The sequence below is a fragment of the Mesorhizobium newzealandense genome (genome assembly GCF_042682145.1).
GTDB classification, from domain to species: Bacteria; Pseudomonadota; Alphaproteobacteria; order Rhizobiales; family Rhizobiaceae; genus Mesorhizobium; species Mesorhizobium newzealandense.
The window spans coordinates 798,441-820,807 of record NZ_JBHUGZ010000007.1 but is presented as its reverse complement, the minus strand read 5'-3'; the positions used below and the strand labels follow the sequence as shown (position 1 = coordinate 820,807).

Annotated in this window: 20 protein-coding genes; 10 read left to right on the top strand and 10 right to left on the bottom strand. The window is 61.2% G+C overall.

The window, feature by feature from the left end:
- The first annotated feature begins 7 nt into the window (after positions 1-7).
- The 7 genes from ACFSOZ_RS12880 (at position 8) to ACFSOZ_RS12850 (ending at position 7,332) form a co-directional block, all read left to right on the top strand.
- Complete coding sequence (locus tag ACFSOZ_RS12880; protein ID WP_379098039.1) at positions 8-622, top strand: DUF1326 domain-containing protein; 615 nt, start codon at positions 8-10, stop codon at positions 620-622.
- On the top strand, positions 619-1,458 hold the full coding sequence (gene pcsA / locus ACFSOZ_RS12875) for a phosphatidylcholine synthase (protein WP_379098036.1): 840 nt from the start codon (positions 619-621) through the stop codon (positions 1,456-1,458). The genes ACFSOZ_RS12880 and pcsA overlap by 4 nt, the downstream gene beginning before the upstream one ends.
- A 22-nt stretch (positions 1,459-1,480) precedes the next feature.
- Positions 1,481-2,458: a quinone oxidoreductase family protein gene (locus ACFSOZ_RS12870; protein WP_379098033.1), complete on the top strand. Its 978-nt coding sequence runs from the start codon at positions 1,481-1,483 to the stop codon at positions 2,456-2,458.
- Positions 2,459-2,591: 133 nt separating this feature from the next.
- Positions 2,592-4,169, top strand: coding sequence for an ABC transporter ATP-binding protein (locus tag ACFSOZ_RS12865; protein ID WP_379098030.1), 1,578 nt, complete (start codon positions 2,592-2,594; stop codon positions 4,167-4,169).
- Positions 4,166-5,296 carry an ABC transporter permease gene (locus tag ACFSOZ_RS12860; RefSeq protein ID WP_379098027.1) on the top strand — a complete coding sequence of 377 codons (1,131 nt, stop codon included), beginning with the start codon at positions 4,166-4,168 and terminating at the stop codon, positions 5,294-5,296. The genes ACFSOZ_RS12865 and ACFSOZ_RS12860 overlap by 4 nt, the downstream gene beginning before the upstream one ends.
- Positions 5,296-6,216, top strand: a complete 921-nt coding sequence (locus tag ACFSOZ_RS12855; protein ID WP_379098024.1) for an ABC transporter permease — start codon at positions 5,296-5,298, stop codon at positions 6,214-6,216. The genes ACFSOZ_RS12860 and ACFSOZ_RS12855 overlap by 1 nt, the downstream gene beginning before the upstream one ends.
- A gap of 48 nt (positions 6,217-6,264) precedes the next feature.
- Positions 6,265-7,332, top strand: coding sequence for a BMP family ABC transporter substrate-binding protein (locus ACFSOZ_RS12850; protein WP_379098021.1), 1,068 nt, complete (start codon positions 6,265-6,267; stop codon positions 7,330-7,332).
- Between the two features lie 47 nt (positions 7,333-7,379).
- On the opposite strand, the gene ACFSOZ_RS12845 is transcribed toward ACFSOZ_RS12850, so the two are convergent.
- The 7 genes from ACFSOZ_RS12845 to ACFSOZ_RS12815 all read right to left on the bottom strand — a co-directional run bounded on the left by ACFSOZ_RS12845 (position 7,380) and on the right by ACFSOZ_RS12815 (position 13,924).
- A complete protein-coding gene (locus tag ACFSOZ_RS12845; RefSeq protein WP_379098018.1) occupies positions 7,380-8,486 on the bottom strand; it encodes an acyltransferase family protein in 1,107 nt (368 codons plus the stop codon).
- A gap of 98 nt (positions 8,487-8,584) precedes the next feature.
- Positions 8,585-9,898, bottom strand: a complete 1,314-nt coding sequence (gene rimO / locus ACFSOZ_RS12840) for a 30S ribosomal protein S12 methylthiotransferase RimO (RefSeq protein ID WP_379098015.1) — start codon at positions 9,896-9,898, stop codon at positions 8,585-8,587.
- Positions 9,899-10,046: 148 nt separating this feature from the next.
- Entirely contained in the window at positions 10,047-10,706 is a 660-nt protein-coding gene (locus ACFSOZ_RS12835; protein WP_379098011.1) for a TerC family protein, read from the bottom strand.
- Between the two features lie 185 nt (positions 10,707-10,891).
- On the bottom strand, positions 10,892-11,299 hold the full coding sequence (locus ACFSOZ_RS12830) for a DUF930 domain-containing protein (RefSeq protein WP_379098008.1): 408 nt from the start codon (positions 11,297-11,299) through the stop codon (positions 10,892-10,894).
- A gap of 56 nt (positions 11,300-11,355) precedes the next feature.
- On the bottom strand, positions 11,356-12,054 hold the full coding sequence (locus ACFSOZ_RS12825) for a DUF2161 domain-containing phosphodiesterase (protein ID WP_379098006.1): 699 nt from the start codon (positions 12,052-12,054) through the stop codon (positions 11,356-11,358).
- A 44-nt stretch (positions 12,055-12,098) separates the two neighbouring features.
- Positions 12,099-12,896, bottom strand: coding sequence for a sterol desaturase family protein (locus ACFSOZ_RS12820; RefSeq protein WP_379098004.1), 798 nt, complete (start codon positions 12,894-12,896; stop codon positions 12,099-12,101).
- A gap of 104 nt (positions 12,897-13,000) precedes the next feature.
- Complete coding sequence (locus ACFSOZ_RS12815) at positions 13,001-13,924, bottom strand: class I SAM-dependent methyltransferase (protein ID WP_379098001.1); 924 nt, start codon at positions 13,922-13,924, stop codon at positions 13,001-13,003.
- A 145-nt stretch (positions 13,925-14,069) separates the two neighbouring features.
- Between ACFSOZ_RS12815 and ACFSOZ_RS12810 the strand changes: the two genes are divergently transcribed.
- Genes ACFSOZ_RS12810 through ACFSOZ_RS12800 form a run of 3 tightly spaced genes read left to right on the top strand, consistent with a single transcriptional unit; the run spans position 14,070 to position 17,521 of the window.
- Positions 14,070-14,828, top strand: coding sequence for a TylF/MycF/NovP-related O-methyltransferase (locus ACFSOZ_RS12810; RefSeq protein WP_379097998.1), 759 nt, complete (start codon positions 14,070-14,072; stop codon positions 14,826-14,828).
- Positions 14,829-14,843: 15 nt separating this feature from the next.
- The gene (locus tag ACFSOZ_RS12805) at positions 14,844-16,871 is read left to right on the top strand and encodes a glycosyltransferase (RefSeq protein ID WP_379097995.1); all 2,028 of its coding nucleotides are present in this window, start codon (positions 14,844-14,846) and stop codon (positions 16,869-16,871) included.
- The gene (locus tag ACFSOZ_RS12800) at positions 16,871-17,521 is read left to right on the top strand and encodes a class I SAM-dependent methyltransferase (RefSeq protein WP_379097992.1); all 651 of its coding nucleotides are present in this window, start codon (positions 16,871-16,873) and stop codon (positions 17,519-17,521) included. The genes ACFSOZ_RS12805 and ACFSOZ_RS12800 overlap by 1 nt, the downstream gene beginning before the upstream one ends.
- Positions 17,522-17,595: 74 nt before the next feature.
- On the opposite strand, the gene ACFSOZ_RS12795 is transcribed toward ACFSOZ_RS12800, so the two are convergent.
- From ACFSOZ_RS12795 to ACFSOZ_RS12785, 3 genes are read right to left on the bottom strand one after another with little or no spacing between them, the layout of a single operon-like run.
- On the bottom strand, positions 17,596-18,933 hold the full coding sequence (locus tag ACFSOZ_RS12795) for an HlyD family type I secretion periplasmic adaptor subunit (RefSeq protein WP_379097989.1): 1,338 nt from the start codon (positions 18,931-18,933) through the stop codon (positions 17,596-17,598).
- On the bottom strand, positions 18,933-20,726 hold the full coding sequence (locus tag ACFSOZ_RS12790; protein WP_379097986.1) for a type I secretion system permease/ATPase: 1,794 nt from the start codon (positions 20,724-20,726) through the stop codon (positions 18,933-18,935). Before ACFSOZ_RS12790 ends, ACFSOZ_RS12795 begins: the two co-directional genes overlap by 1 nt.
- A gap of 17 nt (positions 20,727-20,743) precedes the next feature.
- A complete protein-coding gene (locus ACFSOZ_RS12785) occupies positions 20,744-22,234 on the bottom strand; it encodes a calcium-binding protein (protein WP_379097983.1) in 1,491 nt (496 codons plus the stop codon).
- Positions 22,235-22,367 lie beyond the last annotated feature (133 nt).

Sequence of the window (22,367 nt, the reverse complement as noted above, 5' to 3'; positions counted from 1 at the left end):
AAAATCGATGGCAGATCAGAGCTGGGCGATGAAGGGAGAGCTCGTACTCTCCTGCAATTGCACGGTTTTTTGCCCTTGCGTGCTCTCCCTCGGCAATCATCCGCCGACCGAAGGCTATTGCCAGACCTGGGCCGGATTTCGCATCGATGCCGGCCATTTCGGCGACGTCGACCTGTCGGGTCTCAATCTCGGGCTGATCATGGAAATCCCCGGTTACATGAGCCGCGGCAACTGGACCGCCGGCCTGTTCATCGACAAGCGCGCCTCGGTCTACGCGGTCAAGGCGCTGACGAAGATTTTCACCGGCAAGGCGGGTGGAACCACATCGTTGCTGTCCATCCTTGTCGGAAAGTTCCTCGGCGTCGAACAAGTGCCGATCACCTATGAGACGCGTGACAAGACACGCATCTTCCAGATACCGAAGATCATCGACGGTGCGGTGACACCGATCCCCGGCAAGGACCGCGACAAGGATACGGTGATCAGCAATTCGGAATACTGGATCGCGCCTGAGATCATCGTTGCCAGGTCCGACAAGAGCAAGATGCGGGCTTTCGGCCGCAACTGGAATTTCGCCGGCCGTTCGGCCGAAATCTGCAAGCTGGATTGGCGGGGCCCGTGAGCAAGAACACAGCGGCCAGGAAGATCACGGCCAAGAAGCTGACTGATCGGATTCCGCGACCGAAGAAGAAAGTCACCTGGCCGCAGGCGAGGGCGTTCTCCGTCCATCTGCTGACCGCCTCCGGCTCGTTCCTGGCCTTCCTGTCGCTGGTGGCGGCGAGCGAACAGCGCTGGACGGCGATGTTCTGGTGGCTCGGGCTGGCACTGTTCGTCGACGGCATCGATGGGCCGATCGCCAGAAAGCTCGAGGTCAAGGAGATACTGCCGACCTGGTCGGGCGAAATGCTCGACAACATCATCGACTATGTGACCTACGTCCTGATCCCGGCCTTCGCGCTTTACCAGCGCGGCTTCATGGGCGAGGGACTGTCATTCCTGTCGGCGGCGATCATCGTCGTCTCCAGCGCCATCTACTATGCCGACACCGGCATGAAGACGAAGGAGAATTTCTTCAAGGGATTCCCCGTGGTCTGGAACATGGTGGTGTTCACGCTGTTCGTCATCGAGCCGGGACAATGGGTTTCGTTCGCGGTGGTGGTGGTGGCCGGCATTCTGACTTTCGTCCCGATCAACTTCATCCACCCGGTGCGGGTGGTGCGGCTTAGGCGCATCAATCTTGCGATGACGCTTTTGTGGTGCGCTTTCGGCGCGCTTGCGCTGGCGCAGGCAGCGCTCGCTGCCTTCTACGATCAGATCGGCGTGCTGGGCGAGCAGGTCAGCACCTTCACCAAGATCGGCATCACCATTACCGGGCTCTATCTTGCCTGCATCGGTGGCATCATGCAGTTCTTTCCAAATCTCGGTGCCAAACCAAATCTCGGTGCCAAAAAAACCTGACCAGCCCAAGGAAGCCCAACCCATGCCCAAAGCGATCCGCATCCACGCGAATGGTGGCCCGGAAGTCCTGGCCTATGAGGACGCCGATCCGGGCCGGCCGGGATCAGGGCAGATCCTGATCCGGCATACGGCGATCGGCCTCAATTTCATCGATGTCTATCACCGCACGGGCCTTTATCCGCCGCCTGGCGGATTTCCGCTGATTCCGGGCAGCGAGGCTGCCGGCGTGGTGCTGGAAGTCGGCCAGGGCGTCGACTGGCTGAAGCCGGGCGACCGGATCGCCTATTCGACGAATGTCGGCGCCTATGCCGAACAACGCGTCATTGCCGCCGACCGGGTGGTGAAGATTCCGGACGGCATAAGCGACGAACAGGCGGCCGCGATGATGCTGAAAGGCATGACCGCCGAATACCTGTTGCGCCGGACTTTCAAAGTGAAAGCAGGCGACACGATCCTGTTTCACGCCGCGGCCGGCGGCGTTGGGCTGATCCTCGGGCAATGGGCGAAACATCTCGGCGCGACTGTCATCGGCACCGCCAGCTCAACCGACAAGATCGAGCTCGCCAAGGAGCATGGCTTCGATCATGTCATCAACTACAAGGAACAGGATTTTGTCGCCGGCGTCGCCGCTATCACCGGCGGCAGCAAATGCGACGTCGTCTACGATTCGGTCGGCAACGACACGTTTCCGGCTTCGCTCGACTGCCTGAAGCCGCTCGGCATGTTCGTCAGCTTCGGCCAGTCCTCGGGACCGATCCCGCCGTTCAGCATGTCGTTGCTGGCCCAGAAGGGCTCCCTGTTCGCCACAAGGCCGACCTTGTTCGTCTACAATGCAAAACGCGAGGACCTCGATGCCTCAGCGGCCGCCTTGTTCGAGGTCGTGCTCAGCGGCGCCGTCAAGGTCAAGATCAACCAACGCTATGCGCTCAAGGACGTCGGCAAGGCGCATTCCGACCTTGAAGGCCGCAGGACGACAGGGACGACCATTCTCATCCCTTAGTCCGTTCTGCCTTGCTATCCCTTGAATTTCCGCTGAAATTCTTGAAGCTCTTTCAAGACGCGTGCCGCTTTCCGATGGGAGCAGGCCGCGCCTACCATGCTTGCGGGAACACAGAACATATCTGGCTAACCAGATGGGAGGCACTGTGAGTGCAAATCAGGACGGTACGAACCTGCTCGAGGTCCGTGGCCTCACCAAGATATTCGGTACGCTGACGGCGTGCGATCATATCGATCTCGACATCGCCAGGGGTGAAATCCACGCTTTGCTCGGCGAAAACGGCGCCGGCAAGTCGACGCTGGTCAAGATGCTGTTCGGCTCTCTAGAGCCCAATTCCGGCGAGATCTTCTGGAACGGCCAGGCGGTCAGGATTTCCAGCCCGGGCTTCGCGAAAAAGCTCGGCATCGGCATGGTGTTCCAGCACTTCTCGCTGTTCGAGGCGCTCACCGCGGCCGAGAACATCGCGCTGTCGCTGGATGACGGTTCGCCGATCAGCAGCATCGCGGCGAAGGCGAGGGCGCTTTCCTACAGCTACGGCCTGCCGCTCGATCCTGAATCGATGGTTGGCGACCTGTCGGTCGGCGAGCGCCAGCGCATCGAGATCATCCGCTGCCTGCTGCAAACACCGCAGCTCATCATTTTGGACGAGCCGACCTCGGTGCTGACACCGCAGGAGGCCGACAAGCTGTTCGAGACGCTGGAGCGTCTGCGCTCGGAAGGCAAATCCATCCTCTACATTTCGCACCGGCTTGAAGAGGTCAAACGCATCTGCGACCGCGCCACCGTGTTGCGGCATGGCAAGGTGGTCGGCCACTGCAATCCGCGCGAGGAAACAGCCTCTTCGCTCGCCCGCATGATGGTCGGCAACGAAGTGCAGGCCGTGGTGCGTGCGCCGGTCGAGGGGATCGAGAAGGCGCAGCCGCTTCTCGAAATCCGCAACCTCAGCCGCAAACCGGCAACGCCGTTCTCTATACCGCTCAAGGGTATCAGCCTGAACGTCCGCGCCGGCGAGGTGATCGGCATCGCGGGCGTCGCTGGCAACGGCCAGGGCGAATTCTTCGAATCCGTCTCCGGCGAGGTGTTGCAGCAGGATGCTGCCTCCGTGCGCATTCGCAACAAGGACGCGGGTGGCCTCACCATCACCGGACGCCGCCTGTTGGGCGCTGCCTTCGTGCCGGAAGAGCGCCTCGGCCACGGTGCTGCACCGCGCATGAAGCTTTCCGAGAACCTGCTGCTGTCGCGCCATGCCACCGACGGCAAGGCCTTTGTCGGCACCGGCGGAATGGTCAAGAGCGGCGCCATCTACGCCGCCGCCCAACGCATCATCGAGGCGATGGACGTGCGCAAGAGCGCGCCGGATCCGGAGGCCGCGGCACTTTCGGGCGGCAATCTGCAGAAATTCATCGTCGGCCGTGAACTCGACCGCCGGCCAAGCGTCATGGTGGTCAACCAGCCGACCTGGGGCGTCGACGCGGGCGCTGCCGCCCACATCCGACAGGCCCTGATCGAATTGTCTCGCAGCGGATCGGCGGTGCTGGTGATCAGCCAGGATCTCGACGAGCTGTTCGAGATATCGGATGCGATCGCGGTCATGCACAATGGCGAGCTGTCCAGGCCGCTGCCGATCGCCGAGGCGACCTTCGAGAAGGTCGGCTTGCTGATGGGCGGCGCCGAACCCGGCCACGCCGAACACACGCTGGAGACGGCATGATGCGCCTCGAACTCGTCAAACGCCCGCAGCGCTCCGCGCTGTTCTCGGCCCTGTCGCCATTCATCGCCTTCGCGCTGACGATCATCGCGGGCGCCATCTTGTTCGCACTGCTCGGCGTCAATCCGTTGACCGCGTTCCGGATTTACTTCATCGAGCCGGTGAGCCAGGTCTGGCAGTTGCATGAACTGGCGATCAAGGCGGCGCCGCTCATCCTGATCGCTGTCGGCCTGTCGGTCTGCTACAAGGCCAACATCTGGAACATCGGCGCCGAAGGCCAGTTCATCCTCGGCGGCATCGCCGGCTCGATCATTCCGGTGCTGCTTCCACAGTTCGAAGGCCCGCTGGTCCTGCCGCTGATGTTGTTGCTCGGCATGGTCGGTGGTGCCGCCTATGCGGCAATCCCGGCTCTGCTCAAGACGCGCTTCGGCACCAACGAGATCCTGACCAGCCTGATGCTGGTCTATGTCGCCCAGCTTTTCCTCGACTGGCTGGTGCGCGGACCGTGGCGCGATCCGCAGGGCCATGGTTTCCCGCAAACGATTCAGTTCAACGACTCGGCCGTGCTGCCGGAACTGCTGCCGGATGCCGGACGAGCGAACTGGGGTTTTGTGTTCGCGCTGGTCGCCGCGGTGCTGGTCTGGATCCTGATGAGCCGCATGCTGAAGGGTTTTGAGGTGCGCGTGCTGGGCTCAAGCCCGCGGGCAGGGCGTTTCGCCGGCTTCGGCCTCAACCGCATGGTGTTCTTCGCCTTCCTGCTGTCGGGCGCCTTGGCAGGCCTTGCCGGCATCTCGGAAGTCTCGGGCGCCATCGGCCAGCTGCAGCCCGTCATTTCGCCCGGCTACGGCTTCACCGCCATCATCGTGGCGTTCCTTGGCCGCCTCAACCCACTCGGCATCGTTGCCGCCGGCCTTGTGCTGGCGCTGACTTATCTCGGCGGTGAGGCGGTGCAAAGCGCGCTCGGCATCTCCGACAAGGTGGCGCGGGTGTTCCAGGGCATGCTGCTGTTCTTCGTGCTCGGCTGCGACACGCTCATTCACTACCGCATTCGCCTAATTGGCCTGGCACTGACCAAACCGGAAGGTGCCGCGAAACTCGAAGCCGCGCCAAAATTGAAGGAAGCCCGTTGATGGACATCACCATAAACATCCTTCTGACCATAGCCACCGCGGCAACGCCGCTGTTGATCGCGGCGATCGGCGAACTGGTGGTCGAGCGCTCCGGCGTGCTCAATCTCGGCGTCGAGGGCATGATGATCATGGGTGCCGTCGGCGGCTTCGGCGCCAGTTATCTCACGGGATCACCCTGGATCGGCTTGTTGGCGGCAATCGCCATGGGCGCGGTGTTCTCGCTGCTGTTTGCGGTGATGACGCTGTCGCTGGCCACCAACCAGGTGGCGACCGGCCTGTCGCTGACCCTGCTCGGCCTCGGCCTCTCCGGCATGATGGGGACGAGCTTTGTCGGCCAGCCCGGCGAAAGGCTGCCCAACCTCGACATCCCCGGCCTGACTTCGATCCCTGTCATTGGCAGGTTGCTGTTCGGGCAGGACCCTATCTTCTACATCTCGATCGCCCTGACCGCCTCCGTGATGTGGTTCCTGTTCAAGACCCGGACCGGACTGACGCTGCGCTCGATCGGCGACAGCCATACGTCAGCCCATGCACTGGGCATCCAGGTCATCCGCTACCGCTATCTCGCGGTGATCTTCGGCGGCGCCTGTGCCGGTCTCGCCGGCGGCCATCTGTCGCTGGTCTACACGCCGCAATGGGTCGAGAACATGAGCGCCGGCCGCGGCTGGATCGCGTTGGCGCTGGTGGTGTTCGCGTCGTGGCGGCCATGGCGGGTGCTGGCCGGCGCCTACATCTTCGGCGCGGTGTGGATCGGCCAGCTTCATGCACAGGCTTTTGGCATTCCAGTGCCATCACAGTTTCTTTCTTCACTACCCTATCTGGCAACCGTCGTGGTTCTCGTTCTAATCTCGCGCAACAAGCGTCTGACGATGATGAACACGCCGGCTTCCTTGGGGCAGCCATTCGTTCCGGATCGTTGACAATAAAAAAACGGGAAGCTCCAAGGCTTAACACAGAGAGGTAACACAATGAAAAAACTGCTTATTGCCCTGATGACCACGACAGCGGCATTGTCGCTGGCGGCGTCCGCAGAGGCAGCCGACAAATTGAAAGCCTGTTGGGTCTACACAGGCCCGATCGGCGATTTCGGCTATTCCTACCAGCACGACCAGGGCCGTCTCGAGGTGGAGAAGGCGCTCGGCGACAAGGTCGAAACCGCCTATCTCGAAAACGTCTCCGAAGGCCCCGATGCCGACCGCGCTTTCGAGCGTCTGGCGCGCGAAGGCTGCAAGATCATCTTCGGCACCTCCTTCGGCTTCATGGACCCGGAAGTGAAGGTGGCGAAGAAATTCCCCAAGGTGATGTTCGAGCACGCAACCGGCTACAAGTCCGGTGACAATCTCGGCATCTACAATGCGCGTTTCTATGAAGGCCGCTATGTGCTCGGCCAGATCGCCGCCAAGGAATCGAAGGCCGGTGTCGCCGGCTACATCGTTTCCTTCCCGATCCCCGAAGTGGTGATGGGCATCAATTCCTTCATGCTCGGCGCGCAGTCGATCAATCCGAATTTCAAGGCCAAGATCGTCTGGGTGAATTCGTGGTTCGATCCGGGCAAGGAAGCCGACGCCGCCAAGGCGCTGTTCGACCAGGGCGCCGACATCATCGTCCAGCACACCGATTCGACCGCCGCCCTGCAGGTGGCGGAAGAGCGCAAGCTGCACGGCTTCGGCCAGTCCTCCGACATGATCAAGTTCGCGCCGAACGCTCAGCTGACCTCGCTCACCGACGAATGGGGCCCGTACTACATCAGCCGGGTCCAGGCTGCCCTGGACGGCACCTGGAAGCCGGACAATGTCTGGCTTGGCATCAAGGACGGTGCGGTCAAGCTCGCGCCCTACACCAACATGCCCGACGACGTGAAGGCGATGGCCGAAGCCACCGCAAAGAAGATCGCCGGCGGCTGGAATCCCTTCACCGGACCGATCGCCAAGCAGGACGGAACGCCGTGGCTGAAGGATGGCGAGGTCGCCGACGACGGCACGCTGCTCGGCATGAATTTCTATGTGAAGGGTGTCGACGACAAGCTGCCGCAGTAAACGGCACAGGATACCAAAAAAGAAAAGGGCGCCCGTGGCGCCCTTTTTCATTCGGCGGCTTGCGTCCCGGCGTGGGTGCGGCGAAATCTCGCCAACCCGACATCGACCGCACGGCCGAGCCAAATCCTGAGCAGCCGCTGCGCCGGGCGTTCGCAGCAGCGAAAGATCGCCCACGAAACAACGAGCATGAGTGCGATACAGCCAAAGGCGGCAAGCCATTTGCCGACTAGGGGTGCTGCGGCATTGATGGCGAGATAGCCGATGTTCTGGTGCAGGAGGTAGAGCGGATAGGTCAGCCCGCCGAGCGCCAGGGTGAGGGCCGATGACCGGACACGATGGCGCAACAGCACCGCGCCGGTGAGCGCGCCATGCATGACGACATTGGCGACGACGAGATTGGCCGACGAAACGGCAAGGCCGTAGTGGTCCAACATCCAGTGCTGCGTCACGGATAGTGTGCCGCATGAGATCAGGAACGCGGCTGCGAGCAGCAGCAAGGCGGGCAGGGAACGCCCATGCGCATGGAGGTGGTGAACCAGCACGCCGGCGGCGAAGAACGGCCCGAACTCGGTGATGAACAGCAGTCTTGCCGCGCCGCTGCCGAGGAAGAATTCGTTGAAAGCCGAGATCGCCAGCCAGATGAAGATCAGCTCCAGCTTGCGTCTCTGGAAGAGCCCGGTGAACAGGGCCAGCGTCACCCAGCCGTAGAAAACCAGTTCAAGAACGATCGACCAGTAGACGCCATCCATGAAGGGCTGGCCGAAGGCCGGCGCGAACATCGACAGATTGGCGGCATATTGGACAAAAGAGGCCGGAAGCAGCGGTGTGCCAGAAAGGATGATGATCGCGAAAGTGATCGTCATGCAGAGCAGGAAGCCCGGATAGAGGCGAACGAAACGCGCCATCGCAAACTGGTCCCAGCTGCGGTTTTCCGCCGACCAGGCAATGACGAAGCCGCTGATCAGAAAGAACAGATTGACGCCGAGGTAGCCATGGATGGCGAACCGCGCGGCAAGCGGATACCCGTCGGCGAGAATGCCTTCGGCGGCCGCACCACGAAAGAAATAGTGAAAGAGCACGACTGCCAGCGCGGCAGCCAGCCTGAGCAGGTCCAGCGTGGCGATGTAATCCAGCCTGGCGGGTCTGACGTCCATCCGAATTTCCGCATTTACGGTCGGGAAGCCATACTGCGGATCGTGGCGGAGTGGGTTAAGAGGCTGAACTATCGCAAGATGTAGTAAATGCGGACCCGTCAGACCGCCGAACCGTAGAGGTCATAGGCATCGGCACGGTCGATCTTGACGGTGACGATGTCGCCGGCGCGCAGCGGGCGGCGCGACTGGATGTGCACCGAGCCGTCGATTTCTGGCGCATCGTATTTGGTGCGGCCCTTTGTCGATGTACCATGCGCTTCATCGATCAGCACCGGCAGGCGCTTGCCGACCTTCTTGGCCAGTTGTGTCGCCGAGATTTTCTGCTGGCGCTGCATGAAGCGGTGCCAGCGCGCTTCCTTGATCTCCTGCGGCACCTGTTCGAGACCGAGGTCGTTGGAGCGGGCGCCCCGGACCGGCTCGTATTTGAAGCAGCCAGCGCGATCGATCCTGGCCTCGTCCAGCCAGTCGAGCAGCATTTCGAAATCCTCGTCCGTCTCGCCGGGGAAGCCGACGATGAACGTCGAGCGAATGGCCAGATCCGGGCAGACCTCGCGCCAGCCGCGAATGCGTTCGAGCGTCTTTTCGCCATGGGCAGGCCGGCGCATGTTCTTCAGCACCTGCGGGGAGGCGTGCTGGAACGGAATGTCGAGATAGGGAAGGATCTTGCCCTCGGCCATCAGCGGGATGACGTCTGCGACATGCGGGTAGGGGTAGACATAGTGCATGCGCACCCAGATGCCGAGCTTGCCCAGCTCCTCGGAAAGATCGAGGAATTTCGCCCGCACTTCGCGGTCGCCGAACATGCTGGTCTGGTACTTGATGTCGATGCCGTAGGCGCTGGTGTCCTGCGAGATGACGAGGAGCTCCTTGACGCCGGCCTTGGCCAGCTTCTCGGCTTCGCGCAGCACATCGGCCGCGGGGCGCGAGACGAGGTCGCCACGAAGTGCTGGAATGATGCAGAAGGTGCAGCGGTTATTGCAGCCTTCGGAAATCTTGAGATAGGCGTAGTGGCGCGGGGTCAGCTTGACGCCTTGTGGCGGCAGCAGGTCGATATAGGGATCGTGCGAAGGTGGCGCCGCTTCGTGAACGGCAGCCATCACGCTCTCATAGGCCTGCGGCCCGGTGATCGCCAGCACATTGGGGTGCCTCTCGCGAATGACGTCCGGCTCGGCACCAAGGCAGCCGGTGACGATGACCCTGCCGTTTTCCGAAAGCGCGGAACCGATGGCGTTGAGCGACTCGTCGCGGGCGGAATCGAGAAAGCCGCAGGTGTTGACCACGACCAGGTCGGCGCCGTCATGCTTGCGTGCGATCTCGTAGCCCTCGGCGCGCAGGCGCGTGATGATGCGTTCCGAATCCACAAGGGCCTTCGGGCATCCAAGACTGACAAAACTCACGCGAGGAGCGGACATATAGCGTTTCCGGGCTTTTCAGGATTGCCGGCGCAGTACCACACTTATTGCGGCATTGGTATGGGCACGCCTTCGATGCGGCAAAACGCACGGCGATTGCGCTTCGGAACATGCATGTTCGGATCGAAGTAGCGGCAGGCGGGCGGCCTCAGCCGACCGCGCCGTTTACATGCGGCCAGACTTCCACCGCGCCACGATAGACCATGTCCACCGCCACATAGAGAATGATCAGCAGGCCGATATAGGCGATCCAGCGGTGGCGATGCAGCAGCTTGGCAATAAACGTCGCGGCGAGCCCCATCAGCGCGATCGACAACACCAGGCCGATGACCAGCACCGGGAAATGATCGCGCGCAGCACCAGCGACCGCCAGCACGTTGTCGAGCGACATCGACACGTCAGCGACGACGATCTGCAACGCGGCCTGGCCGAGCGTCTTGCGCTTCGTCTTGCCGGCCACCATCTTGTCGCTGTCGAGATCGGAGTTCGACAGCGCCTCGGTCGCTTCCAGCTCGTCGGCATGGGACGTGCGCAGCTCGCGGTACATCTTCCAGCAGACCCACAGCAGCAAGATACCGCCGGCCAGCAGCAGGCCGACGATCGCCAGCAACTTGACGGTAACCGCGGCAAAGCCGATGCGCAGCACCGTTGCCGCCAGCACACCGATGAGGATCGCCTTCTTGCGTTGTTCGGTCGGCAGGCCGGCAGCAGCCAGGCCGATGACGATCGCATTGTCGCCCGCGAGCACGAGGTCGATGGCGATGACCTGGAGCAGGGCGGTCAGGCTGGCAGCGCTGAAAATGTCCATCGACCGGAAGCCCTTGCTGATTTGCCGAGTGTTCGTCGATTATCCAGACGGCCCTAACTTGGTGGTCCCTTGACGTCAAGGGATCACTCGTTACGACGTGACCAAACCATCTTTGCGCCGAAGCCGGATTGAGGATCCGCGGCGCTCGCCTGCAGCCGGGCAAAACCACTACTGCCGATCAAAAATCAGTCGTAGAGATTGTACTTTGCCCAATCGGCTTCCGGAATCTCGTCGCCGATCCGATAGCGGAGCTGCAAGACTTCCATGTGATCCGGCGCCGTCTGGCACTTGAATTTCAGCCGGTACCATTGCCCCTTGCTGCGAAAGGCGGCACCCGGGCTCCTGATTGCATCAGCGCCCATCTCTGGCGTTGCGAAGGCGTAGGCGACGACGCGATCCGCCTTGAACTTGCGATCGTCGTGGGTGATCCGGTCGAGCACTTCGGCGTCGCAACGCTGTTCGAGCCGGGTTTGGGGATCGAGTTTCAACAAGCCGGCACGCAATGCACTGTCCATTGCGTTGGCTGGAAAACTCAGTGTCACGGACGCCAGGGCGGTCATGCAGAGCTTCTTCATGGGCGGGAGAAGCAGCATATTTTGTCGGAGAAATCAACCAAGGGGATCGCCTCGGACCCGGCATGCATCCTCAATTAGATGGCCGGAGCGTTCAACATTACGTGTCGAGATTCATCATGCGATGCCTGCGGCCAACGGACCAGCGAGGCGCGGCCGGCATCCGTGAGATCATAGAGGCCGCGGTCGACGCGCGCGAACCAGCCATAGACATTGTGCCGCAGAATTTTCGGCGCGATCGGCGTCAGCGCCTTCAGATCACGCGGGCGCTTGGGTCCATCCACCATGGCGGCAGCGCAGGCGAGGGCGCTCTGGCGATAGGCCGTCATGATCGGATTGCGCGATCCTCCTCCCGCGACAGGATCGCCGCGACGGCGCTGGTGCTCGTCGACCAGGCGAGAGCGCCGGCGCGCATTCTTGCGCGGCGCCACGGCGATCGGGCTGAGGAGCACCTCGACCCGGTCATTTGCACTGACGCCAAGCAGGCCGAAGCCAAGCCGGCGGCAGAGATTGCGAAACCGCGCATCGCCTTCGCGTCCCTTGCCCCGGGCCGACAGGCGCGCGGCCAGCCACACCTCGTCGCAGGCCGTCGCGCGGTCGACACCTTGCAGCACCAGCTCGAGATTGAACTGCAGCTTCAGCTCGCAGATGACGACGATGGGCGGCTCTCCATCGCGCAGCGCGACGATGTCGCAGCCGCCGATCTCGCCCTTGACGACAAAGTCGAGGCTTTCGAGGAACCGCTTCACCGGCGCATAGAGTGAGGTCTCGTTCATGCCTCAAAGGCTTAGCCGATTCGGCGCCAAAAGCCTTCCAACTGTCAGGCTTCGGTGCTCGGCGCAGTTCGGTTCGACAGCTTCCTGCGGCGCAGCAGCGGATAGCCGGTCTGACCAAAGTAGGTCGAGGGGATCGGATCATCGACGCCGTACTTCTCCGGCACCTTGTTGCCGGTGGCGTTGTAGGTGCCGAACACCACGTCCAGGAAAGGCAACTGACCGGCGAAGTTCTTGTCATAGGCCTCGCGCTGGTTGGCATGGTGCCAGCGATGGAATTGCGGGCTGGCGACCAGCCATTTCAAGGGTCCGAACGGAATCCGCACATTCGAATGAACAAGCAGCGTGTGCCAGAAGTAGATGCCCGAAAAGACGGCGATCGAGGCTTCGGAGAAGCCAAGGAAAAAGATCGGTGTCAGCGATATTGCCTTCGTGAGGATGGCGTCGATCGGGTGGGAATGGAAAGCCCCGAGCCAGTCCAGTTCCTCAATGCCGTGATGAACTGCATGGAACTTCCAGAGCGCAGGGATTTCGTGGAAGGCCCTATGCGTCCAATAGACGCCGATGTCGGTAATCAGGATGATTTCGGCAACCTGCAGCCATATGGGCTGACCACTGACGGCCTGGGTTATCGATTGTGGGACAAGGATTGCAGCGGCGCCGAGGGCACTGGCCGCCATCATGATGATGGCTGCCTTTATGATGAAGCCGTTGAACAGCACATAGATCAGATCGACAGCCAAGCCCTTGCGGAAGGTCTTCTGCGGCCGCTCGGCAAACAGATGTTCGAACGGAATGAAGATCAGCGCGCAGATCAACAGCGACTTGATGCCAAAGATATCCATTCGCCCGCCTCTGTCGCCTTGTCTTCGCCAGTGCGCCACTTGCGCTTCAGCTCATGAGAAGAACCACATCTCCCTTTCAAAAGGCTGAAGCGGTCTCCCACCAATCAGCGTGCAAAGCCACGTTTGATACGATCGACCACCGCCCTTACCGGGGTAGATGCACGCCACGTCGTGCTCGACAACATGGCGTCCAGGCGAGCCTGCGCGTCCCGGCTCGCCTCTCGCGTACGTTCAATCTCCTCGGCCAACCGCGAATTGTCCGAGCGCAGATGCTCCAGCTCGGCATCATTTTGGCGCGAGTGCACGCTGGCTATGTGAGACCATAGCTGCCGTTGCCATCGGTCCAGGGAAGTCTCCCGGTCCAACGCGTGAGGCTGGAGCTGATCCCGGACCGCGGATGCGAGCCTGCCGAGGCCCATCACGGCCACGGTGTCTGGAAGGAACACCGTCTCGTGCGTGATGCCGAGACGATCGAGAAAGCGCTCCGCATTGACAATCGCGTCCGCGATCAGGTTGGCGTCGTGGAAGGAAACGATGCAGTCCGGTTTCATAAGCGACAGAACGCCGACAAAGTCCGAAAAACAGGCCTGGTTCGTGTGCTCTGCGTCGATCAGCGCGAGCGTTGCCTTGGGCTCGATCGACTCCGGAGGTACAGCGGAGACGTCGCTATCAATGGTGGTCAGTTTGGCCATTGCGGCGGGCGGAAGCCTGTCCGACAGCAAGGCGATCATCCGGGCCGCCGTGTTGTCAGGGTAGTGAAAAACCTCGGCACGTTCGTCGGGCTGGGTCGCTGGACGCAGATCGACCGATATCGCCGCCTCACAGGCCGGATCGATCAGGTGCGGTAACAGGCTGCCGCCGATATCCGAGCCAACCTCGAGGTAGACGTAGCGGCCGAGCATCGATCGGGCGAAGTTCTGCACGCGCAGGAAACTTGTTTGGTCACTGAGCGTGCTTCCGCTATTGACCTGGAAAACAGCAGTGTCGAGCGTCTCGATCATGCCCATCGCTTGATTGGCGGTTAGCATTCAGGCGGCTCCGTTGGACAATTATTTTGCAGCTCGCTTGCATGGCGCGGCTGGGCTGGATCGTTGCAAATCCTGTTGCACTTCGGCTGGATATCCGCAACAGCGTATTTCGATACGCAACCGGTGATGCCTTGAAAGGTCGACGATGAACCGCCTCTATACTGACCTCCTGATCAAGATCATCGCCAATACAATCTACGGCTCTGGTTCGCAGGTGATCCATCCCTCGAAAATGGGAGAGTCGACCCCTTTCAATCGCGAGGATCGCCTCGTGGGTCGCGATTGGCCGACGGTTGCTCATTCGATGGCGGGCGTCAGGCGTCTGACGAATTTGCGCGATCTCGTCCAGCGCGCCATCGATGAGAACGTGCCCGGGGATTTCATTGAAACCGGCGTCTGGCGCGGCGGCTGCTGTATTCTCATGAGAGGTGTGCTTGCCGCCAACGGGATCGAGGACAGGAAGGTGTACGTTGCGGACTCATTCGACGGTTTGCCGCCGCCGGACCCCGAGAATTTTCCGGCTGATCGGGGTGACACGCTGCACGAGTACCGGCAGTTGGCGATCGATCAGGCACAGGTCGAATCCAACTTTGCCGCCTATGACCTCCTGGACGACCAGGTGGTCTTCGTCAAAGGCCTGTTTGGAGACACCTTGCCTGGCCTGAAAGCCGGTCCATTCGCCCTGATTCGACTGGACGGCGACATGTATGAGTCGACGACGGACAGCCTCGATGCGCTTTACCCAAGGCTGTCGCCCGGCGGATTCGCGATCATCGACGACCTTGCGCTTCCTCCATGCCGGCAAGCGGTCGAGGACTACCGCGCGCGCAACGGCATCAAAGCCGAGCTCCACGAGATAGACTGGACAGGCGGTTGGTGGCAGAAGCCAATGGCCGACAACTGAGCCACGGAAAGCGCGATGAAAACGAACTACCTGTCCGTCGTCGTTGTCGCCTACAACATTCCCCGAGAATTGCCGCGAACCTTGCTTTCGCTCTCATCGCCTTATCAGCAAGGCGTGACGACGGACGATTACGAGGTCATCGTCATCGACAACGGATCATCACCGGCCGTTGGTGAGGGCCTGGTCGCGGGCTATGGGCCGAACTTTCGCCTGTTGCGCATCGACGACGCATCACCCTCGCCCGCGGCTGCCGTCAATCGCGGGATCAAGGATGCGAGGGGGGACAAGATCGGCGTGATGATCGACGGTGCGCGGATCGTGACGCCCGGGTTGGTGCATTTCGCTCGCATCGGCCTGGACATGGCTCCGACGGCAGTCGTGGCCGCGCCTGGCTGGTATCTTGGCAGCGACACCCAGGTCAATGCGCGCGGCAATGGCTATACAAAGGCCATCGAGGATTCGCTTCTGCAATCGATCCGATGGCCGGAAGATGGCTATCGGTTGTTCGAGATCGGGACGATGGATGAGTCGTCTGTCGATCCATGGTTCACGCCGATATCCGAAGCCAATGCTCTGTTCATGAGCCGGGAGAGCTGGCAGGCGATCGGTGGAATGGATGAGCGCTTCATCTATCCGGGAGGCGGCTTCGTCAACATCGATACGCTCGAACGTGCGATGGAGATGCCGCGGGCAAAGCTCATCCTCACTCTGGGGGAAGCTACATTTCACCAGTTGCACGGGGGCATCGCCACCAACGCAAGCGTCGAGCAGCCCAAACACTGGCTCCTCTGGAAGGCCGAAAGGGATGCATTGAGGGGTCGCGAGGACTTTACCTTTCACGCCCCCTCGGCGTTCGTGGGATCGCTGCCTCCAGCGCTTGCGCCGCACCTTGCCCGCGCCATGATTGCGTCTCCACACGGCGTCGGGCCAGCCACGGCCGCGGGTTTCAGGGCGCAATTGAGGCCATCGGAAGAACCCGCGCCGACGAACCAGGCAGCCGCGACGCTCGTCGAATTGGCCAAGACCCAGTTCGAGCGCGGGAATTACAAGGCGGCGGCAGACATCGCTCGCATGGCAAGCAGCCATGCACCCGCCGAGCTCGCAACGTCACGCCTGCTTTTGTCCGCCGGCATTCTTTCGCGCTACAGTCAGGATCGGGATGCCGCCTATTTCACGGCGATCGGTGATGCGCACCGTGCCATCGGCGAGAACGAAACCGCTGATAGTCAATACCGCAACGCACTGGCGCTTGCCGCTGATAGCGTGGGTGCCCATACCGGCTTGGCCAGCATGCGGATGTCGGGGCCCTTCTACTACGACTGGCTGGAGCACCTTTATGCAGAGCTGAAGCCCGCCGTGGTGGTGGAAATAGGCGTCTTTGACGGCGTATCGCTTTCCAAGATCAAAGCTCCAACCCTTGCAATAGGCATCGATCCCAATCCACGCGCCACGGTGGCGCTCAGCGCGCAAACGCATATTTTTCCGGAGACGAGTGACGCCTTCTTTGATCGCGGTGGAGCGGACGCCTTGCTTGTCGGCCGCCCGGTCGGTGTCGGGTTCATCGACGGTCTGCACACTTTCGACCAGGTGCTGCGCGATTTCGCGAACCTTGAACGCTATTGCGACGCCGGCTCGGTTCTGCTCGTGCACGACACCGCTGCCCTGGACGACGCGACGCAAAGGGTTCCGCCGACAACGCAGTTCCACACCGGCGATGTCTGGAAATTGGTTCCGGCACTCAAGACGCTGCGGCCGGACCTCGACGTGTTCACCATTGCCACGCCCTGGACCGGGCTCACCGTCATATCCGGCTTCGGCAAGGGCAGATACGATCGTACATGGATGGTCGACGCGGGCCAACGCTTTGCAAACATGGAGTTTGCCGAGTTCGAGGCAAATCTTGGCGAAGCGCTTTGCCTGGTTGCAAACGAATGGGAGCCGGTGTTTGCGCGGCTCAGAGCCAACCTCGCCGGCAAAGGCGGTGGCAATCACAATCAAGGCAACTGGCGGCGGCAAATTGCGAAGCTGATGAAGAGGCTATGATGGGCGGGTTCCTGCATCAGTACTTTTTGAACAACAGCGGCAAGGAGATGTACAAGTGGCTGCACTATTTCGACGTTTACGAACGCCACTTCGAACGGTTCCGAAACCGGAGGCCGGTCGTCGTTGAAATCGGCGTCTACAAGGGAGGATCGCTCGAGATGTGGCGTGCCTATTTCGGCGAGGGCGCGCGAATCGTCGGAATAGACATCGATCCTGCATGCAAGGCGCACGAGTCCGAAGGGGTTGAGGTCTTCATTGGAAGCCAAGACGACCCTCAACTTCTCGATCAGATCGTCGAGAAATATGGCCCCATCGACATCGTCATCGATGATGGCAGCCACATGATGGATCACGTCATCGCCACATTTGAGCATCTCTACCATCACGTGCAGCCGAACGGGGTCTACTTCGTCGAGGACACGCATACGAGCTATTGGGATGACTATGGCGGCGGGCTGCGCAATCCGGGATCGTTCATGGAATTCGCCAAGGGAAAGCTCGACGAGATCAACGCGCATCACACGCGCGGCGCCTTGCCGCCGAGCGCCTTCACCAATGCAACAGACTCGATCTGTGTCTATGACAGCATTGTCGTCTTTGAAAAACGGCCACAGGGCAAACGTCAGTCCCTTTTGACAGGACAGGGATAGAATCCGCTCACGGGCACACGCGTCTGCGGGTCGGTCCGAACTGAAGGCAATCTGCGCCTACGATCTTGGGGCAATTATTCCCTGAAGGCCCGGGAGAGCTGATCGGTGATGGGTTTCATTAGATAAGACCAGACAGTGCGGTCACCGGTCTGGATATGCAATTCGGCGGGCATGCCCGGGATGAGCCGGGTTGCCGTTTTCAGGCAGGTCGCCTCGTCTGTAATGTTGATGCGGGCCTCGTAATAGGCAGTCTTGTTGGCTGCGTCCTTGACCAGATCGGGGGAGATCCGATTTACCGTTCCATGACACTCCGGCGTGGTGTTGCGGTCGAAGGCCGAGAAGCGGATGACGACCGCCTGGCCAAGGCTGACATCGTCGATGCGCAAGGGCGGAACCTGGGCATCGATCACCAGATCGTCCGTCTGCGGCACGATCAGCATCATGGTCTCGCCAGACGCGACAACGCCGCCAACCGTGTGGATCGCAAGTTCCTGCACGACGCCCGATTGCGGGGCCTTTATCGTCATATGACCCAGCTGGTCTATGGCCACCTGCTTGCGCTCCACCAGTTCGGCCTCCTTGCCTTCGGCCTCGCGCAGGTCGGCATTGGCGCTTTTGCGAAAGTCGTTGTCGAGCTGGATCCTGGCCAGCGCGTTCTCGCTGATGCGGCCTTCTACTTCGGCGATCGCGGCCAGGAGCCTTCCGGCCTCGCCCTTTTGCTGGATCGTCTGCGTCTTCAAAGCGGTCAGGCGATCCAACGATGCGAACCTCTTGGCGTAGAGATCCTGGATGATGGTGAGATCGTTGGTCGCCAGGTCAAGAGCTTCCAGGGCTGCGGCGCGCTGGGCTTTGAGGCCTTCGATCTGTTCGCGATATTGATCGTTGCGGGTTCCAAGCTGCGCCTTCTGGCTTTCCAGAAGCGTCATGTTGCTTTGATGCAATGCGTTTTCACCCGCGATCAGGATCGCCATTGCGGGATCGCTGGCCCGGGCGGACAGATCGTCCGGGATGATCATCTCGTCGCGGCCAATGGTCTCTGCCTCCAGGCGGGTCATCTGCAGCCGCGCGCGGTCCAGCTGTTGGCCGACGATGCCGAGATTTGCGCGTGCCACCGTATCGTCGAAGCGAACCAGGACCTGGCCGGCCGCAACCTTGTCGCCATTTCGCACAAGGATTTCGCTGACGGTTCCGCCAGTCTGCTCCTGCACCTTCTTCACATTCGATTCCACCACCACCGTTCCGTTGGCGATGACCGCACCGGCAAGGGATGTGGTCCCGGCCCAGATGCCGATGCCGCCGACAAGTGCCGCGACAACGACAAGGCCGGTTCCAATGGTCGATCGAACTCCGTCATCGCGCATCGATCGTTGCAATGCGGGCAGGGTTGCTGCGTGCGATGCCGCCTGGCTCATCATGGCCGCCTGTCATGCAAAGTCACGACCGTTGGTGCACGCTCGCCGCCAGGGTTCTGTTCAGGCCGCACATTGGCTGGGCGCGTCATCTTCGCCAGCACTTCGTCCCGTGGTCCCATCGCCTGTACCGTTCCGCCGGCCATGACCAGCACGTTATCGATATTTGCCAAAGCTGCAGGCCGATGTGCGATGACGACGATGATGCCACCTCGATCGCGCACGCCCCTTATGGCGGTGCCCAAGGCGATGTCGCCTTCGCCGTCCAGATTGGAATTCGGTTCGTCGAGAACGACGAGAAACGGATCGCCATACAATGCCCTCGCCAGACCGACCATCTGACGCTGGCCTCCGGATAGCGCGGAGCCGCCTTCGCCGATACGCGTCTGGAAACCGTCGCTCAGCCGCAGGATCATCTGTTTGACCCCGGCAGCTTCGGCCGCGGCAACGACGGCATCCGCGCTCGCATTGGCGTTGAAACGGTTGATGTTCTCGGCAACTGTACCCTCGAACAACTCGATGTCCTGCGGCAGGTATCCGATGTCGCGTCCAAGTGCTTCTTCATCGAATTGATCAAGTGCGGCCGCATCGAGACGCACAGTGCCGCGAAGCGGGGTCCATGCGCCGACGAGCGCGCGCGCCAGCGTGGACTTGCCTGACGCGCTTGCTCCGATGACGCCCAGCCCGGCTCCCGCCTGCAAGGAGAACGCCACATTCTGGATGATTGGTTTTTGCTGGCCCGGAGCACCGACCGAAATAGCCTCGACCGACAGCGTCTCCCGCGGCCGCGGAAGCGTCAGAGGCGCTTCTTGTGCATCGGCATTGCGCAGCATCTGTTTGAGCCGGCCATAGCTCTGTCTGGCAGACACCCATGGCCGCCAATTGGCAATGACGAGATCGACGGGTGACAGTGCCCTGGCAAGCATGATCGACGTCGCGATCATGACGCCCGGCGATGCCTCGCCTTCGATCACCAGGTAGGCGCCAAGTCCGAGCATCAGCGATTGCAGGATCATCCGCCACGTACGCGACACGGTGCCGGTGGCGCCGACGACGTCGGTAATGCGCAACTGATTGGCAAGATACGCTTCGCTCCGGTCCTGCCAGAGACGGCCGATACGAGGCCCCATGCCAAGCGCGCGGACCACCTCCGCATTACGGCGCCCGGCATCGGAAAGCTGCTTGCGGGAAATGGACGATTCCATCGCTCGTTTGACGGGTCCCCGGCTTAGCCCTTCGGCAACCAGCGTCAGCAGCACGCTCACGATCGCGCCGGCTGTCGCAAGCGCCCCAAGCAGCGGGTGGAGGAAGAAGATGCCGACCAGATAGAAGGGCAGCCAGGGTAGATCGAAGAATGCTGTCGGCCCCGATCCCGAGATGAAGCTGCGTATCTGGTCGAGATCGCCGATCGGCTGAAGCCGTGTGCCTTCCTGGCCGGACCTGAGAGGGAGCGACACAGAGAGAGCAAAGACAGCGGGTTGCAGGCTTGTATCGAAACGCCTGCCGATCCGTGCAAGGAGCCTGAGCCGCAGGAGATCAAGCAAGCCATAGGCGATATAAAGACCCGCCATGGCGATCGAGAGCACCGTCAACGTTGGAATGCTATGCGAAGGCAAGACGCGGTCATAGACCTGAAGCATGTAGAGCGAGCCGGTCAGGCCAAGCAGATTGATCATTCCTGAGAACAGGGCAACGCAAACCAGCGCCGCGGCGCACGACCTCAGCGCCCGGCTGGGCGCGGACAGGCCCGTTGGGGCGGCACGGGAGCCGCCACGGTTCTGTATCTGAATTGCCACGTGCCCCCGCTTAACGTTCAGACTACGACGAAATCGGCATTCGTCATCGCCAGGTTTGCGGCCAGCGTGGCGAAATGGGTCGAGCCGCCCGCCGCACTGCCGTTGCTGTCATAATAGAGCCAGCCGGTGTCGGTCTCGTAAATGATGTGATCGTTGCCGTCGCCGGCAAGACCTGTGGTGTTCTTGATGAACTGGTCGGCCGTCAGCGTGCCGTTGCCGCCGAGCGCTGCAAAGATCAAATTGTCGACCTGGAGGGTGTCGTCGACCACCGAGAAGTCGGTGATGTGGTCGACATTGGTCGAGGCATTGAGCGCCGTGGTGAAGACGAAGGTGTCCTGACCCTGTGCGCCGGACAGCGTGTCGTTGCCGCCGAGCCCGTTGATGACGTTGTTGCCGGAATTGCCGCCGATGACATTGGCAATCGAATTGCCGGTGCCGTTGATGGAGGCGGGGGTACGCAGCTGCAGGTTCTCCAGCTCCTGGCCGGTGAGGTTGAAGGAGACATAGGCCTGCACGTTGTCGGTGCCCTGGCCGATGGTCTCAACCACATGATCGCTGGCATTGTCGACATAATAGGTGTCGTTGCCCTGTGCACCGCTCATGGTGTCGGCGCCGCCAAGGCCGTTGATGATGTTGTTGCCGGAATTGCCGCCGATGACATTGGCAATCGAATTGCCGGTGCCGTTGATGGATGCGGCGCTGCGCAATTGCAGGTTCTCCAGCTCTTGGCCGGAGAGGTTGAAGCTGACATAGGCCTGCACGTTGTCGGTGCCCTGGCCGATGGTCTCGATGACATGGTCGCCGGCATTGTCGACATAGTAGGTGTCATTGCCTTGAGCGCCGCTCATCGTGTCGGCGCCGCCAAGGCCGTCGATGATGTTGTTGCCGGAATTGCCGTTGATGACATTGGCAATGGAATTGCCGGTGCCGTTGATCGAGGCCGCGCCGCGCAGCGCCAGGTTTTCGATCTCCTGGCCGCTCATGTTGAAGCTGACATAGCTCTGCACGTTATCCGTGCCCTGGCCATTCACCTCAATGACGTGGTCGCCGACATTGTCGACCCAGTAGGTGTCATTGCCGATGCCACCCTGCATGGTGTCGGCGCCTGCGCCGCCATTCAGGGTGTCGGCGCCGCCGAATCCATAGAGCACGTCGTGCAGAGGCGTTCCGTTCAGCGTGTCATTGCCACTCAGCGCAAGATTGAGCAGGCCCATCGTGTCATTGTTCAGGACGAAGCTCACAACGTCGGTGGCTGCTACGTTCAGGCCCGTGATCTGCAACACCGTGCCGCCAGCCACGACATACAGGACGGATGTGATCGTTCCACCGGTAGGGACGCCGGCGCTATAAGTGAATCCAGAGCCCTGAAAGAGTGTGTAATTCGAGGCGTCGTCAAAAAACCTTGCATATTGAGGCTGCGGGTCCTCGAAGTCGTAGTCGAGCAGTGCTCCCACCTGCAGCGTATCGAAATTCAGCCCAAAAACCGTACCACCGCTGACCACAGCCATGACGTTCTCCCAGCCAAGATTAATACCCCACCGTATAACTTACGAGGTTTCCTGAAGCAGTACAACTGACCGTTTTTACTTGCAGTTGGCCGGCGAGGGTAGGGACGGAATCGTTGCGATGGACTTTGGCGGC

Bases quoted from the DNA above. Each gene is read 5' to 3' on its own strand.
- ACFSOZ_RS12870 (WP_379098033.1), top strand. From the start codon at position 1,481: ATGCCCAAAGCGATCCGCATCCACGCGAATGGTGGCCCGGAAGTCCTG.
- ACFSOZ_RS12835 (WP_379098011.1), bottom strand. From the start codon at position 10,706: ATGGACATTTTCAGCGCTGCCAGCCTGACCGCCCTGCTCCAGGTCATC.
- ACFSOZ_RS12830 (WP_379098008.1), bottom strand. From the start codon at position 11,299: ATGCTGCTTCTCCCGCCCATGAAGAAGCTCTGCATGACCGCCCTGGCG.
- ACFSOZ_RS12850 (WP_379098021.1), top strand. From the start codon at position 6,265: ATGAAAAAACTGCTTATTGCCCTGATGACCACGACAGCGGCATTGTCG.
- ACFSOZ_RS12865 (WP_379098030.1), top strand. From the start codon at position 2,592: ATGGGAGGCACTGTGAGTGCAAATCAGGACGGTACGAACCTGCTCGAG.
- ACFSOZ_RS12800 (WP_379097992.1), top strand. From the start codon at position 16,871: ATGGGCGGGTTCCTGCATCAGTACTTTTTGAACAACAGCGGCAAGGAG.
- ACFSOZ_RS12785 (WP_379097983.1), bottom strand. From the start codon at position 22,234: ATGGCTGTGGTCAGCGGTGGTACGGTTTTTGGGCTGAATTTCGATACG.
- ACFSOZ_RS12820 (WP_379098004.1), bottom strand. From the start codon at position 12,896: ATGGATATCTTTGGCATCAAGTCGCTGTTGATCTGCGCGCTGATCTTC.
- ACFSOZ_RS12815 (WP_379098001.1), bottom strand. From the start codon at position 13,924: ATGCTAACCGCCAATCAAGCGATGGGCATGATCGAGACGCTCGACACT.
- ACFSOZ_RS12805 (WP_379097995.1), top strand. From the start codon at position 14,844: ATGAAAACGAACTACCTGTCCGTCGTCGTTGTCGCCTACAACATTCCC.
- ACFSOZ_RS12795 (WP_379097989.1), bottom strand. From the start codon at position 18,933: ATGAGCCAGGCGGCATCGCACGCAGCAACCCTGCCCGCATTGCAACGA.
- ACFSOZ_RS12810 (WP_379097998.1), top strand. From the start codon at position 14,070: ATGAACCGCCTCTATACTGACCTCCTGATCAAGATCATCGCCAATACA.
- ACFSOZ_RS12880 (WP_379098039.1), top strand. From the start codon at position 8: ATGGCAGATCAGAGCTGGGCGATGAAGGGAGAGCTCGTACTCTCCTGC.
- ACFSOZ_RS12825 (WP_379098006.1), bottom strand. From the start codon at position 12,054: ATGAACGAGACCTCACTCTATGCGCCGGTGAAGCGGTTCCTCGAAAGC.
- ACFSOZ_RS12855 (WP_379098024.1), top strand. From the start codon at position 5,296: ATGGACATCACCATAAACATCCTTCTGACCATAGCCACCGCGGCAACG.
- rimO (WP_379098015.1), bottom strand. From the start codon at position 9,898: ATGTCCGCTCCTCGCGTGAGTTTTGTCAGTCTTGGATGCCCGAAGGCC.
- ACFSOZ_RS12845 (WP_379098018.1), bottom strand. From the start codon at position 8,486: ATGGACGTCAGACCCGCCAGGCTGGATTACATCGCCACGCTGGACCTG.
- ACFSOZ_RS12860 (WP_379098027.1), top strand. From the start codon at position 4,166: ATGATGCGCCTCGAACTCGTCAAACGCCCGCAGCGCTCCGCGCTGTTC.